We start from the raw sequence: 13,834 nt of genomic DNA, 5'->3' as shown, positions 1-13,834 counted from the left end.
CGAGCCCGGCAGACGGCAACGGCTAGGCTGATGGCCCGTGCGCGCCCTGCTGATCGTCAATCCCAACGCCACTTCGACGACCAAGGCGGCGCGTGACCTGCTCGCGCACGCGCTGGAGAGCCGGACGCAGCTGACCGTCGCGCACACGATGCACCGCGGGCACGCCGCCGAGCTGGCCGCTTGGGCCGCGGAGACCGCGATGGACCTGATCGTGGTGCACGGCGGGGACGGCACGATCAACGAGGCGATCAACGGTTTCCTGCCGCGGCCGGACGGCCCGGCGGGATTCGAGCGTTCGGACACCACGCCGCAGCTGGCGGTACTGCCGGGCGGTTCGGCGAATGTGTTCGCGCGCTCGCTCGGCATCGCGGCAGATCCGGTCGAGGCGACCAATCAGCTGATCGACCTGATCGGCGTGGGGGCGCGGCGACGGATCGGCCTCGGCTTCGCCGCGAGCTCGGCAGTGGAACCGGCCGCCGACATCGATACTGCCGTCGCGGACGACGAAGAGGGCGCCGCCGCACCGGAGGCGCTCGGGGCCTCGCGGTGGTTCGGCTTCAACGCCGGTCTCGGGCTCGACGCACGGGTATGCGCGGCGGTCGATGCGAGCCGCGGCCGGGGCCGCACGGCCAGCCCGATCCGCTACCTGCGCACCACCGTCACCGAGTTCTTCCGCAACAAGCGCACCGCGCCGTCGCTCACGATCGAGGTCGCCGGGGCCGATCCGGTGGAGGCAGTTCACTACGCGTTCGTCTCGAATTCGAGCCCGTGGACCTTCCTCGAGGCCAAGCCGATCTGCACCAATCCGGGCACCGGCTTCGACACCGGCCTCGGGGTGTTCGCGATGCGCTCGACCAGCGTTCCAGCTACCCTGAGAGTCGCCTCGCAGCTGCTGCGTGACGGCGCAGAGCCCAAGTCCCGCATCCTGTTCCGCGTGGACGATGTGCCGAGCGTGACGGTCCGGTCGAGCACCCCGATCGCGTTTCAGCTTGACGGAGACTACGTCGGCAATCGGAATGAGGTGTGTTTCACATCTATACCGAATGCCCTTGACGTGGTCGCTCCCGCGCCGACAACATAACCGTAACGTCACGCAATCTGCCCGTTATCGTGCACAAACACCGTTGACGGGGTAAGAAGGAGCGCGCAGACTGCGAAGGGGAACACCCTAACAGAGTGAGTTTCCCCACGGTGCGCTGGACCCTATGGGGGTCTATGGTGATCGTGAAAGCATTCACATGCAACAGTGCGGAAACTTGCCGTTCGCACTTACTTAACGTGTATGAAACGACCGAATAAACGAGACGGTGCCCGGCGGGCACCCGGTTAGGAGCAGAGGATGGACTGGCGCCACAAGGCAATCTGTCGCGATGAAGACCCGGAACTGTTCTTCCCAGTGGGAAACAGCGGCCCGGCGATCGCGCAGATTGCGGATGCCAAGCTCGTCTGCAATCGCTGTGCGGTTACTGCCGACTGCCTCTCCTGGGCCCTCGAGTCCGGCCAGGACGCCGGCGTATGGGGCGGCATGAGCGAAGACGAGCGCCGCGCCCTCAAGCGGCGTAATGCACGGACGCGCGCACGTAGCGCCGTCTGACCCGAAACTCGGATCGGGCCCGGCAGATCGCTGCCGGGCCTTTTTCGTGTCCGCCGCGGGGTTGGGCTGCGGAATTATGTGAATACGGACCGAATTCGGGAGCGCTCAGCCGCGACCCGAACGCCGGCCGAGCGGAACCCGCAGGACCGCGTCGGTGCCACCGGCATCGCCCGGATGCAGCCCGATCGAACCGCCGAGTTCCGCCGTCACCAGCGTCCGCACGATCTGCAAACCGAGCCGATCCGACCGTTCCAGGCTGAATCCGTTCGGTAGGCCACGTCCGTCGTCGTTGATCACCACGTCCAGCCAGCGCGCCGACCGATCCGCCTTGATCGTCACCAGCCCACCACTTCCCGGGTCGAACGCGTGCTCGATGGCGTTCTGCACCAGTTCGGTGAGCACCATGATCAATGGCGTGGCCCGCTCGGCGGACAGCACGCCGAGGCTGCCCTCGCGGCGGACCCCGATGGGCGCCGTGTGCACGGTCGCGACGTCGGCCATGATCGGCAGCAGCCGGTCGACGACCTGATCGAGATCGACCTCTTCGTCCACCGACATGGACAGCATGTCGTGTACCGCGGCGATCGCGGTCACCCGGCGCACCGACTCGGTCAGCGCGAGACGCGCCTCCTCGTTGTCGGTGCGACGCGCCTGCAGCCGCAGCAACGCCGCCACGGTCTGCAAATTGTTCTTCACCCGGTGGTGAATCTCGCGGATCGTGGCGTCCTTGCTCAGCAACGCGCGATCGCGCCGCTTCACCTCGGTGACATCGCGGACCAGCACGGCAGCCCCCGCCGAGCGTCCGTGCGGACGCAGCGCGAGCGTGCGCAGCAACACGGTCGCACCGCGCGCGTCGACTTCCATCCGACGACCCGCCTTGCCGGCCAGCGCGGTCTTTATGTCGTTCACCGCTTCCTGCGCGTCGAACGGATCGCTGATCAGGGTGCGCGTGATCGCGGCCAGATCCTGCCCGGACAGATCGCTCTCGATCCCCATCCGGTGATAGGCCGACTGCGCATTGGGGCTCGCGTACACCACCCGGCCGTCCTCGTCGAGCCGGATGAAACCGTCGCCCGCGCGGGGACTCGAGTGCGTCGCGGGCCGATCCTCGACCGTGGGATAGGTACCGTCGCTGATCATCTGGCACAGATCATCCGCGCACGCGAGATAAGCCAACTCGAGTGTGCTGCGCGCCCGCGAACGAGAAACGTCGGTATCGCGGCTCAGCACCGCGATCACATGGTCACCGCAGCGCACCGGAATCGCCTCGCGCAGCGGCGCCGCGTCACCCGTGCCCGCATCGGGCGGCAACGCGCTGGTCACCTGCTGGTCGATCAGCGCACGAATCACCTGCGGATGCTCGATCTCCGAGGCGATCGTGCCGACGTGGTCCTGATCGATCACCGTCGGCGCGGTCGTCGGCCGGCATTGCGCGACACAGACCACCTCGCTGCCCTCGCGCACCGGCCCCTTGCCGACCCACAGCAGCAGATCGGCGAAGGACAGGTCGGCGAGCAACTGCCAGTCGCCCACCACGCGCTGCAGATGGTCCACCGCCGCGCCGGGCAGATCGGTGTGCTCGGCCAGTAGCTCGCTCAGCGTCGACACGGTTCGCCCCCTACCCGCATGTACCGCGACGGCGTCAGCTGATCACCGCGATCAGGTCGCCCTGCTGGATCACGTCGCCCGGCTTCACCCCGATGGAGGTGACGGTGCCGTTGATTTCGGCGACAACGGGGATCTCCATCTTCATCGACTCGACGATCACCAGCGTGTCACCTTCCTTCACCTCGTCTCCCTCCGTGACGACAATCTGGAAGACGGTCGAAACCATCTCGGCGCGCACATCCTCGGCCATGTGTACCTCCGCTGAACCAGCCAATGGAATTACAGCCAACCACACGTGAAAGAATGGGCGCCAACAGAAGGGAGATCACCATGGGAAAGCGTGGTCGCAAGAAGCGTAGCCGCAAGGGAAATGCCGCCAACCACGGCAAGCGTCCGAACAGCTGATCGCTAGCACATCAACGAGGAAGGCCTGGAAGCATCCGCTTCCAGGCCTTTGTCGTACCGCGCTCAGATATCCCGCGCGGGTCGCGCTCAGATGTCCCGCGCGGGTCGCGCTCAGATGTCCCGCGCGGGTCGCGCTCAGATATCCCGCGCGGGTCGCGCTCAGATATCCCGCGCGGGTCGCGCTCAGATATCCCCGTCAAGCTGCTGAATCACCACGGTGCGCCGGATTTCGATCTTCAGCCGTTCGCGCAGACCATCGGGTGCCCGCTCGCCACCGCATTTGCGGCTGAGCAGGCCCTTGATCTTCTCCTCGATGCCGTACACCTCCAGGCAGGACCCGCACGTGTCGAGGTGATGTTGCAGCCGTTCACGGCTGGCGGTGTCGCACTCGCCGTCGAGCATCAGCCATACGTCCGCGATGACCGCGGAGCAGTCGAGTTCGTATTCATCCTGCGAGTTCACCGAGTAACCTCCTGCTGCTCGGTGTCGGTAGCACCGGAATCTGCACTGGTGCCGTTCCCGCGGCCGAACCCGCGGTCACGGGCGACGTCGGCCAGCAGGCCGCGCAACTGTTTGCGACCACGGTGCAGCCGCGACATCACCGTGCCGATCGGCGTGCCCATGATCTCGGCAATCTCCTTGTAGGGAAAGCCCTCGACATCGGCGTAGTACACCGCCATGCGGAACTCTTCGGGCAGCTCCTGCAGCGCAGCCTTGATGTCGTCGTCGGGAAGCGCGTCCAGCGCCTCGACCTCGGCCGAACGCAGCCCCTGCGAGGTGTGCTCCGCGGTGGCCGCGAGCTGCCAGTCGGTGATCTCGTCGGTCGGATACTGCGCAGGCTGACGCTGCTTCTTGCGATAGGAGTTGATGTAGGTGTTGGTCAGGATCCGGTACAGCCAGGCTCGCAGGTTCGTGCCTTCACGGAACGAGCGGAATGCGGAGAATGCCTTGACGAAGGTCTCCTGCACCAGGTCCTCGGCATCGGCCGGATTGCGGGTCATGCGCAGGGCGGCACCGTAGAGCTGGTCGAGCAACGGAAGGGCGTCACGCTCGAACCGCGACGCAAGATCTGCATCGGATTCGGTACCGCTCTGCTCAATCGGGCCTTCGTCGCCGCGCACTATCGTCCCTTCGGTCGCCGGAAGAACCCAATCTACCGCTGAACCCGTACGCGAGCGCTCGACTGTCAACACTCCCAACCCACGCTCCTCTCACGTCGTCGTGCCGGATCGATGGTCGCGGCAACCTGGACGGTGCAACGCCACCGCCGTGTTTCGTGTTCCCGCCACCCGCGACCCGGTCCCCTAGCCTGAGCACCATGGCTACCGGGGCGACACCCGCGACGAAACTGCTCGACCAGGCGAAGGTTGCCCACCTCGTGCACCGCTATCAGCACGACCCGCGATCGGACTCGTTCGGCACCGAGGCAGTGGACGCACTCGCCGGTGACCTCGGCATCGAGGCCGCGCAGGTGTTCAAGACACTGATCGTCGAACTGTCCGACGGGCGCCTCGCGGTGGCCGTACTGCCCGTGCCGGACAAGCTGTCCCTCAAGGCCGCCGCGGCCGCGCTCGGCGTCGCCAAGGCGGTAATGGCCGATCCGGCCAAGGCGCAGCGTTCGTCCGGTTACGTCACCGGGGGCATCTCACCGCTCGGTCAACGCCGCACGCTCGCGACGGTGATCGACGCCTCGGCGCTGACCTGGGAACGGGTCTTCTGCAGCGCCGGGCGGCGCGGTCTCGAGATCGGGCTCGCACCGGCCGACCTGATCCGGCTCACCGATGCGGTGACGGCACCGATCACAGCAGGCTGATCTGCTCCCCCACCGGCGCCTTGCCCGGGTCGACGGGTTCGAGTAGCTCGGCGGCATTGTTCTTGACGCTGTTCACCCGGTCCGACACCGGCCGAAGCTCGAGGCCGGCGATGACGTCTTCACCGGGCGGGACGAGCAGGTCCGCGGGTGCCTCGTGATCCGGATCGAGCCAGCTGTCCCAGTGCCGCGATTCCATGATCAGCGGCATGCGGTCATGGATCCGGGCGAGCTCGCCGACCGCGTCGGTGGTGAGGATGGTGCAGCTGAGCAGCGGTGCGCTCTCGGTATGCGAGTCCCGCCACACCGACCACAGCCCGGCCATGTAGATCCGGGAACCATCGGCCGGCGTCATGAAGAACGGCGTCTTGACCGCCTTGCCGTTCGGACCCGGCTCGGTGAGCCACTCGAACCAGCCGTCCATCGGGACGAGACAGCGCTTGTATTTCAGCGCGTCCCGGAATGCCGGGGTGGTCGCCGCCTTGTCGGCGCGGGCGTTGAACAGCGGCTTGCCCTTGGCCGGCACCCCCGGTTCCGCGGGCTTCGTCCAGCGCGGCACCAGCCCCCACCGCATCCGTCTGATCCGGCGCTGCGGCTCGTCGTCCGGACTGTCGCGATCGTGCCGGGCGACGACCGTCAGCACCTTCGTCGTCGGTGCGACGTTGTAGTTCGGCCCCGCCTCCTCGGGTAGGAGCGCCTCTTCGGGGTCGGTCTCGTCGAGCGCGTCGATCTCGACCGCGAGCAGGCTCGGGTCGACCGTGGTGGCGTATCTCCCGCACATACGTCCATGCTGGCACGCGGGTGCGACACCGTCCGGGCGGCCGGGCAGACTCGACGCGTGCAACTCGGCTTCGATACCCGCCTCACCCTGCTCGCCGCGGGCCTGATCTTCCTGTGGGCCCTGATTCTCGGGGTGTGGAAGTACCGCCGCATGGTGGCCTCGCCGAACGGACAGGCGCACCCGTACGTGGACATCGCGCACCGCTCGGCGCTGCTGTACTCGTTCGCGACCCTGCTGCTCGCGGTGTTCGTCGAGCTGAGCGCGTGGGCCACCGCGGTGAACCTGGTCGCCGCCGCGGTGGTCGTGGCGTTCTTCGTGATCGCCATCGGCAGCTACGTCTCGCACGGATTGCGCGAGGACACCGACAACCAGTTCCGCCATCCCACGCCCGCGCTGCACGCGGGCATGATCGCGCTCATCGTCGGCGAGATCGGTGGATTCGCCGTATTGCTCGCCGGATTCGTCGTCGAGCAGCTGTTCTGAGGGGCGCGCCCGACAGATCCGCCACACCGGGGGTGCGGCGAACAGAGATCCCGATAGGCGAAGATGGACCTGTGAATTCGTGGTCAGCACCGCACACCGATGAACCGATCCGTGCGCTCGTGCGGCTGCCCGGCTCCAAGTCGATCACCAACCGCGCACTGGTGCTTGCCGCGCTCGCCGACGGTCCGTCGACGCTGACCGGGGCGCTGCGCAGCCGCGACACCAACCTGATGATCGACGCGCTGCGCGCGTTGGGTGCGACCGTCACCGACGGTGCCGACGCGACGACGGTGCACGTCGCGCCCGGCGCGCTGCACGCGGCGGAGGTGGACTGCGGCCTCGCAGGCACGGTGATGCGCTTCCTGCCGCCCGTCGCGGGACTGGCCGACGGCAAGGTGCGCTTCGACGGCGACGAACAGGCCCGCACCCGTCCGCTCGGCACCATCCTCGACGCACTGCGCGCGCTCGGCGCCGACATCGAGGGCAGCGCACTGCCGTTCGTGGTGAACGGCACGGGGGCTCTGCCCGGCGGCGAGGTAACCATCGACGCGTCCGGTTCCTCGCAGTTCGTGTCGGGTCTGTTGCTGTCCGGGGCGCGCTTCGAGCGGGGCGTGATCGTGCGTCACGACGGGAAAGCGGTGCCGTCGATGCCGCATATCGAGATGACCGTCGAGATGCTGCGCACCGCAGGCGTCGAAGTCGACACGACCGAGCCGAACTCCTGGATCGTGCCGCCCAACCCGGTCCGCCCGGTCGATTGGGTAATCGAGCCCGATCTGTCCAATGCGACACCGTTTCTCGCCGCGGCCGCGGTCAGTGGTGGCACGGTGGCGGTGCCGCTGTGGCCGCACGCGACCACTCAGGCCGGTGACTACATCCGTGAGATCCTGGCCCGAATGGGTGCCACCGTCGAACTCGGCGACACGGCGCTGACCGTGCGCGGCGCCGACCGACTGCACGGCCTCGACATCGATCTCGGCGACGTCGGCGAGCTGACCCCCACGGTTGCCGCGTTGGCCGCCCTCGCGGACTCCCCCTCGCAGCTGCGCGGGATCGCGCACCTGCGCGGCCACGAAACCGACCGGCTCGCAGCACTGCGTACCGAGATCAACGCGCTCGGCGGGGATGTCACCGAAACCGAGGACGGGCTCACGATCACACCCACCCCGCTGCACGGCGGCACCTGGCACTCCTATGCCGATCACCGGATGGCCACGGCGGGAGCGATTCTGGGGCTGCGGGTGGACGGTATCGCCGTCGAGGATGTCGAGACCACGGCGAAGACGCTGCCGGGTTTCGTCGACCTGTGGCAGGCCATGCTGTCCGGACGCACGGCCGGAGACGTCGCCTGAGTCCGCGGCAATACGACGAATCAGACGTCCGGATCCGGCCCGGACGCAGTTCCCGGCCGCGCACGAAGACCCGACCGCGCCACGACGACGCCGAGTCGGCGATGGTGGTGGCCGTGGACCGCGGCCGGTGGGGCTGCGTCCTCGGCGGCGATCCGGAGCAGCGGGTCGTGGCCATGCGGGCGCGCGAACTCGGCCGCACCCCGATCGTCGTCGGTGACGACGTCGACATCGTCGGTGACCTGTCCGGAAAGGTGGATACCCTGTCCCGCATCGTGCGGGTCGCCGATCGGCGAACGGTGTTGCGGCGCACCGCCGATGACACCGATCCGTACGAGCGGATCGTGGTCGCGAACGCCGAGCAGCTGCTCATCGTGGTTGCGCTGGCCGACCCGCCGCCGCGGACCGGTTTCGTCGAACGTGCCATGGTCGCGGCCTACGTCGGAGGCCTGCAGCCGATACTGTGCCTCACCAAGAGCGACCTGGTGCAGCACGACGAGTTCGCCCGTTCATTCGGCGATCTCGACCTGCCGATCCTGCTCGGCGGTGCGACCGAACAGATCGACGAGGTGCGCAGGACGCTGGCCGGAAAGGTGACCGCACTGATCGGGCACTCCGGCGTCGGCAAGTCGACGCTGGTGAATCGGCTTGTGCCCGAGGCATATCGGGCCGTAGGCGAAGTGTCCGGCGTCGGTAAGGGCAGGCACACCTCGACCCAGTCGGTCGCGCTGGCGCTGCCACACCCGGACGGCGAGCGAACCGGCTGGGTGGTGGACACGCCGGGCATCCGGTCGTTCGGCCTCGCGCACACCACCCCCGACGATGTCGTCGCCGCGTTCGGCGACCTCGCCGAAAAGATCGAGGACTGCCCCCGCGGCTGCACCCACCTCGGGCCGCCCGCCGACCCGGAGTGCGCCCTGGACACGCTCACCGGCAGGTCGGCGCGCCGGGTGCAGGCCGTGCGTCAGCTGCTGGAAGCGGTACGCACCAACGATTCCTGGTAGGCGGAAGCCCTCTCCGGCCCGCAGCCCGCTAGTTCTATTACGGAGAGAACAGCGGTAAACGGCTGCGGCTCGATTCGACGGGATCCCGTCGAATCGAGCCGCGAGTGTTCAGTTGTGACCGCTACCGAAGGCGTCGATCAGGCGCTGCGTGCGGAGTCGGCGGCACCGGAGCGCCGCCGAGGCACGAGCGTTGCGACTCGTGACGCTGCGCGACGCCGCTGACGTTGCTCCCTCCACATCGCCAGCGGGCCACGCTTGGCCTTCGCATTCGCCGTCACCAATCCCAGTCGCCGGCCGGTCGCCGGATCGATCGTGGGGACGACGTTGCCGGCGAACTTGCGCTCCGACGCGGTCTCCGGAGCGTCGTCCGCGTCCGCGATCAGGTACTTGTTCGGCAGCGAAAGCTTCAAGATCGTGCGCCACGACTGGGCGTACTGCACCGGCAACGACCCGCTGGTGTAGGGCAGGTCGTACTTCTCGGCGATCGCACGAACCCGCACCGCAATCTCGGCGAGCCGGTTACTGGGCAGGTCGGGGAACAGGTGGTGCTCGATCTGGTAGCTCAGGTTGCCGCTCATGAAATCGAGCACCGGGCCGCCGTCGATGTTGGCACTGCCGAGCATCTGGCGCAGGTACCACTGGCCCTTCGACTCACCCTCGAGGTCCTGCTTGGTGAATTTCTCCGCACCGTCGGGGAAATGCCCGCAGAAGATGATCATGTTGGTCCACACATTGCGGATGACGTTCGCGGTGAAGTTGGCCGACAGCGTGGACTTCCAGGCCGGTCCGGTCAGCGCCGGGTAGACGACATAGTCCTTGGCGATCTGCTTGCCGATCTTGCGCAGCACCTGGTTGCGCTTCTCGACGAACTCGGCCTTGTCCACGCGGCCCTTGGCCACCTTGCCCAGCTCGAGGTGCTGCGCGGCGACGCCGTATTCGAAGAACATCTGGAGCACCAGGTTGTACACCGGGTTGCCGATGTAGAACGGCATCCAGCGCTGGTCCCGGGTCACGCGCAGCAGGCCGTAGCCCACGTCGTCGTCCATGCCGAGCACGTTGGTGTACTTGTGATGGATGTAGTTGTGGGTCTGCTTCCAGTGCTCGGACGGCCCGGCGTTGTCCCACTCCCATGTCGTGGAGTGCACCTCGGGATCGTTCATCCAATCCCACTGGCCGTGCATCACGTTGTGCCCGAGCTCCATGTTCTCGATGATCTTCGCGACGCCGAGCATCGCCGACCCGACCAGCCAGGCCGGGCGCTTGCGGCTGGCGAACAGCACGGCGCGACCACCGACCTCGAGGCTGCGCTGCAACCGGATCGTGTTGCGGATATATCTGGCGTCGCGCGCGCCACGATCCATCTCGATATCACGGCGGATCGCGTCGAACTCGCGGCCGAGCTCCTCGATATCCGACTCGGTGAGATGGGCGTATTCCTGGATGTCCGAAATGGCCACCGGCGTCCTTCCTACGTGGTCGTCAGAGCTGCATAGCAACTTTCCTGACCTACTTTATCGTAGGTTACGGCGCCGTAGGTTACGCGCGGGTAAGAGAATTGGTGTGATTGACACCACATCCGCGCCGCCGGGTTGTGGCCGATCAATCGCGGCGCGGCCGCGCCCTGCCCCGAAAAAGCCCAGTTCAGGACAGGATATTGGCGGCGGCGACGATTGCCCGCAGTGCCGACTCCGCCGCGTCGGCCGTGATCGCCGCAGCCCAGTGCCGCCGGCCATCCCGCTCACAATGCACGACGGTGGCCATCCCGGCACCCGCCCGGAACTGATGGAAGTCGAGAATCTCCACCCCCGCACCGGAGTCGTGCAGCATCGCGGTCAGCGCGGACATCGGTCCGGTCGCCGTCTCGACGAACGATGTCGAGCGACCGTCGAAGTCGAGGGTTGCCTCGTAGCGCCACAGCCCGGCACCACACGGCCGGGCGGTCCACTGACCGAGCGCGATCATTCCGGTGGTCGGGCAGTAGCGGTCGAGGAACTCGTCCCAACTCAGCCCTGCAGCCTCGTCGCGCATCGCCTTGGGCAACGCGACACCGTAGCGCTGCGCGAACAGATCCGGCGCGAGCGCCGGGCGTGCGATGGCGGTGATTTGGAAAGATTGTGCCGTCTGCATTGGATCGGTCTTCCTGACGAGAAGGAGTTGACCGACGAGTAGCTCGAATGGCCCGCAACGGGGGGCCGGTCGAAATTCGACCCCGTTACGGGTGAGCTACTACGAGAAGGCAAGTCATGGCAGCCGAAGATAGTCGATCTCTTCGGCATGCGCAAACGGGTTCGGCGCGGTGACGATTCGCCCGACCCCGGCGGTCCGGTTACCCGACCCGGGCCTTCTTTTCCCGCAGCGCGACCTTCGCGTCGCGCAACGCCGACCGCAGCCCGCGGCGCTGACCGGTGTCCGGGTCGATGCGCAGCTTCTCGACGGTGTCCGAGAGCGCGGCAAACTTGCGCTCCGAACTCGTCTCGGGGGCGTCGTCGGAGGTCCGCCGCAAAAACCGGTCCGGGAGTGCCAGCTTGTGGATGGTGCGGAACGCCAGCAGGTACTGCGTGACGAGCGGCCCGGTGGTGTAGGGCAGGTCGTACTTGTCGCAGAGCAATCGAACCCGCTCCGCGATCTCGGCATACCGATTGCTCGGCAGGTCCGGGAACAGATGGTGCTCGATCTGATAGCTCAGGTTGCCGGTCATGAACGCCATCACCGGGCCGGCGTCGACGTTCGCACTGCCGAGCATCTGGCGCAGATACCACTGGGCCTTCGTCTCGCTCTCGAAGTGCTCGGTGGTGAACTTCTCCGCACCGTCGGGGAAATGGCCACAGAAGATCACCGCGTAGGCCCACAGATTCCGTACCAGATTCGCGGTGAGGTTGGCCTTCAAGGTGCGCTTCCACAGCGGCCCACTCAGCGCCGGAAAGATCACGGCGTCCTTGGCCACCTGCCGGGTCGCCTTGCGGAGGAACTCCCGGTTCGGCTTGGACAGCAGTTCCTCCTGCGGCACTTCCTCGGTGACCTTTTGCAGCCCAAGATCGTGCAGCGCGATACCCCATTCGAACGTCGCGGCGAGCACGATGTTCGCGACCGGCTGGAACAGGTTGCGCGGACGCCACGGCTCGTCCCGGGTCATGCGCAGGATGCCGAATCCGACATCGTCGTCCATTCCGACGATGTTGGTGTAGGTGTGATGGGAGTAGTTGTGCGCCCGCTTCCAGTGCGCGGAGGGACCCGTCATGTCCCACTCCCACGTCGTGGAGTGGATCTCCGGGTCGTTCATCCAGTCCCACTGCCCGTGGCTGATGTTGTGCCCGAGCTCCATGTTCTCGATGATCTTGGCGACGCTCAGAATCGCCGTCCCCGCTACCCACGCGGTGCGCGATTTGCCACCGAATAGCATTGCGCGCCCGGCGAATTCGAGACCCCGCTGCGCACGGATGGCGCGGCGGATGTAGCGCGCGTCACGCTCGCCGCGCGACGATTCGACGTCGCGGCGAATTTGGTCGAGTTCGTATCCGAGTGCTTCCACATCGGATTCGGTCAGATGCGCGTACGCGCTGATGTCGGTGATCGCCACCGGGATCCTTTCGAGATGATTCGTCTCCACCGTAGCGCTTCAACGTTACGAGCAGCGAAACGGGACAAACCGGGACGCCCATAGCCGCTCAGGCGTCGACCACGCAGTCGCCTGCGGCCGCCGAGATGCAGGTCTGAATCCGTTCACCCGGACCGTGCACATCGCCCGAACGCAGGTCCCGCGTATGCCCCTCCACGAGCGGCACAACACAGGTCTGGCAGATGCCCATCCGGCAGCCGAACGGCATCTGGACGCCCACGCCCTCACCGGCCTGCAGCAGCGTGGTCGCACCGTCCGCCACCACTGTCCGGCCGGCCACGGCGAACTTCACCGTGCCGCCTTCGCCCACCGGTGCGGCCTGGCCGATCTCGAACCGTTCGGTGTGCAACCGGTCCACGATGCCCTCGGCCCGCCAGCGGTGCTCGATCTCGTCGAGCATGGCCACGGGTCCGCACGCCCACGTCTCCCGCTCGCGCCAGTCCGGGTACAGCTCGTCGAGCTTGTCGAGATCGAACTTGCCCGAGCTGCGGGTGAGCTGCAGGTGACTGGTGAACTGCGGATGTTTGTCGTGCAGCGCGGCGAGTTCCGCACCGAAGATCACGTCGTCGGTGGTCGGCGCCGAGTGCACGTGCACCACGTCCGGCACTTCCTCGCGGTGATCGAGGGTGCGCAGCATCGCCATGACCGGCGTGATGCCGCTACCCGCGGTAAGGAAGAGCACCTTGCTCGGCGGCGGCTCGGACAACGCGAAGTCGCCCTGCGGTGCCGCGAGCCGGACGATCGTGCCGGACGGCACGCCGTTGACGATGTGGCTGGACAGGAAGCCCTCCGGCATCGCCTTCACGGTGATCTCGATCAGCTTCGCGTTCCAGCTCGGCGACGAGGTGAGCGAGTACGAACGCCAGTGCCATCGCCCGTCGATGAGCACGCCGATGCCGATGTACTGGCCCGGGCGGTACCCGAAGTCGAAGCCCCAACCGGGTTTGACGACCAACGTCGCCGTATCCGCGGTTTCCTTGCGCACCTCGATGATCTGACCGCGCAGCTCCCGCGCCGACCACAGCGGGTTGATCAGGTGCAGATAGTCATCCGGTAGCAGAGGTGTGGTGACGCGGGCGACAACGCCGCGCACCATGTTCAGCCGGGGACGTCCCGGCGCCGAGATACCGGAGGCGGGAGCCTCCAGCCAGTTCTTCAAGCTCATCGACCCGTCCGTCCGTTTG

General features: G+C 67.0%; 15 protein-coding genes. 6 read left to right on the top strand and 9 right to left on the bottom strand.

All coding sequences use genetic code 11. The features are described from left to right. Nucleotides 1-37: 37 nt before the first annotated feature. Entirely contained in the window at nt 38-1,081 is a 1,044-nt protein-coding gene (locus tag OG921_RS15465) for a diacylglycerol kinase family protein (protein ID WP_266113360.1), read from the top strand. Nucleotides 1,082-1,339: 258 nt separating this feature from the next. Next, a complete protein-coding gene (locus OG921_RS15460) occupies nt 1,340-1,594 on the top strand; it encodes a WhiB family transcriptional regulator (protein ID WP_266113359.1) in 255 nt (84 codons plus the stop codon). A gap of 105 nt (nt 1,595-1,699) precedes the next feature. Here the strand turns inward: OG921_RS15460 and OG921_RS15455 are convergent, their stop codons facing one another. The 4 genes from OG921_RS15455 to OG921_RS15440 all read right to left on the bottom strand — a co-directional run bounded on the left by OG921_RS15455 (nt 1,700) and on the right by OG921_RS15440 (nt 4,728). After that, nucleotides 1,700-3,202, bottom strand: a complete 1,503-nt coding sequence (locus OG921_RS15455) for a sensor histidine kinase (protein WP_266113358.1) — start codon at nt 3,200-3,202, stop codon at nt 1,700-1,702. Between the two features lie 34 nt (nt 3,203-3,236). Next, nucleotides 3,237-3,476, bottom strand: coding sequence for a biotin/lipoyl-binding carrier protein (locus OG921_RS15450; protein ID WP_266113357.1), 240 nt, complete (start codon nt 3,474-3,476; stop codon nt 3,237-3,239). A 314-nt stretch (nt 3,477-3,790) separates the two neighbouring features. After that, nucleotides 3,791-4,069: a mycothiol system anti-sigma-R factor gene (gene rsrA / locus OG921_RS15445; protein WP_266113356.1), complete on the bottom strand. Its 279-nt coding sequence runs from the start codon at nt 4,067-4,069 to the stop codon at nt 3,791-3,793. Beyond that, the gene (locus OG921_RS15440; protein ID WP_266113355.1) at nt 4,066-4,728 is read right to left on the bottom strand and encodes a sigma-70 family RNA polymerase sigma factor; all 663 of its coding nucleotides are present in this window, start codon (nt 4,726-4,728) and stop codon (nt 4,066-4,068) included. Before OG921_RS15440 ends, rsrA begins: the two co-directional genes overlap by 4 nt. 197 nt (nt 4,729-4,925) lie before the next feature. Here OG921_RS15440 and ybaK point away from each other — a divergent pair, with 197 nt between their 5' ends. Continuing rightward, entirely contained in the window at nt 4,926-5,420 is a 495-nt protein-coding gene (ybaK, locus tag OG921_RS15435; protein WP_266113354.1) for a Cys-tRNA(Pro) deacylase, read from the top strand. Here the strand turns inward: ybaK and OG921_RS15430 are convergent. After that, nucleotides 5,407-6,198 (bottom strand): SOS response-associated peptidase, encoded by a 792-nt coding sequence (locus tag OG921_RS15430; protein ID WP_266113353.1) that lies wholly within the window; start codon nt 6,196-6,198, stop codon nt 5,407-5,409. The two genes, ybaK and OG921_RS15430, sit on opposite strands and share 14 nt — an antisense overlap. A gap of 57 nt (nt 6,199-6,255) precedes the next feature. On the opposite strand from OG921_RS15430, the gene OG921_RS15425 reads away from it, so the two are divergent. The 3 genes from OG921_RS15425 to rsgA all read left to right on the top strand — a co-directional run bounded on the left by OG921_RS15425 (nt 6,256) and on the right by rsgA (nt 9,034). Next, nucleotides 6,256-6,681, top strand: a complete 426-nt coding sequence (locus OG921_RS15425; protein WP_266113604.1) for a hypothetical protein — start codon at nt 6,256-6,258, stop codon at nt 6,679-6,681. Nucleotides 6,682-6,752: 71 nt separating this feature from the next. Beyond that, nucleotides 6,753-8,033 (top strand): 3-phosphoshikimate 1-carboxyvinyltransferase, encoded by a 1,281-nt coding sequence (aroA, locus tag OG921_RS15420; protein ID WP_266113352.1) that lies wholly within the window; start codon nt 6,753-6,755, stop codon nt 8,031-8,033. Between the two features lie 113 nt (nt 8,034-8,146). Continuing rightward, on the top strand, nt 8,147-9,034 hold the full coding sequence (rsgA, locus tag OG921_RS15415) for a ribosome small subunit-dependent GTPase A (protein WP_266113351.1): 888 nt from the start codon (nt 8,147-8,149) through the stop codon (nt 9,032-9,034). 137 nt (nt 9,035-9,171) lie between these two features. On the opposite strand, the gene OG921_RS15410 is transcribed toward rsgA, so the two are convergent. The 4 genes from OG921_RS15410 to OG921_RS15395 form a co-directional block, all read right to left on the bottom strand. Then, the gene (locus tag OG921_RS15410) at nt 9,172-10,491 is read right to left on the bottom strand and encodes a fatty acid desaturase (protein WP_266113350.1); all 1,320 of its coding nucleotides are present in this window, start codon (nt 10,489-10,491) and stop codon (nt 9,172-9,174) included. 184 nt (nt 10,492-10,675) lie between these two features. Continuing rightward, on the bottom strand, nt 10,676-11,161 hold the full coding sequence (locus OG921_RS15405) for a 2-isopropylmalate synthase (RefSeq protein ID WP_266113349.1): 486 nt from the start codon (nt 11,159-11,161) through the stop codon (nt 10,676-10,678). A 199-nt stretch (nt 11,162-11,360) separates the two neighbouring features. After that, nucleotides 11,361-12,611: a fatty acid desaturase gene (locus tag OG921_RS15400; protein ID WP_266113348.1), complete on the bottom strand. Its 1,251-nt coding sequence runs from the start codon at nt 12,609-12,611 to the stop codon at nt 11,361-11,363. 88 nt (nt 12,612-12,699) lie between these two features. Then, the gene (locus tag OG921_RS15395; RefSeq protein ID WP_266113347.1) at nt 12,700-13,815 is read right to left on the bottom strand and encodes a ferredoxin reductase; all 1,116 of its coding nucleotides are present in this window, start codon (nt 13,813-13,815) and stop codon (nt 12,700-12,702) included. Nucleotides 13,816-13,834 lie beyond the last annotated feature (19 nt).

This window comes from Aldersonia sp. NBC_00410, assembly GCF_026342035.1.
Classification (GTDB): Bacteria; Actinomycetota; Actinomycetes; order Mycobacteriales; family Mycobacteriaceae; genus Aldersonia.
The sequence above is the reverse complement of the archived record's forward strand: the minus strand, read 5'-3'. Positions and strand labels throughout refer to the sequence as shown.

Excerpts from the sequence above, each read along its gene's own strand:
- OG921_RS15460 (WP_266113359.1), top strand. The coding sequence starts at position 1,340 with ATGGACTGGCGCCACAAGGCAATCTGTCGCGATGAAGACCCGGAACTG.
- ybaK (WP_266113354.1), top strand. The coding sequence starts at position 4,926 with ATGGCTACCGGGGCGACACCCGCGACGAAACTGCTCGACCAGGCGAAG.
- OG921_RS15430 (WP_266113353.1), bottom strand. The coding sequence starts at position 6,198 with ATGTGCGGGAGATACGCCACCACGGTCGACCCGAGCCTGCTCGCGGTC.
- OG921_RS15405 (WP_266113349.1), bottom strand. The coding sequence starts at position 11,161 with ATGCAGACGGCACAATCTTTCCAAATCACCGCCATCGCACGCCCGGCG.
- OG921_RS15395 (WP_266113347.1), bottom strand. The coding sequence starts at position 13,815 with ATGAGCTTGAAGAACTGGCTGGAGGCTCCCGCCTCCGGTATCTCGGCG.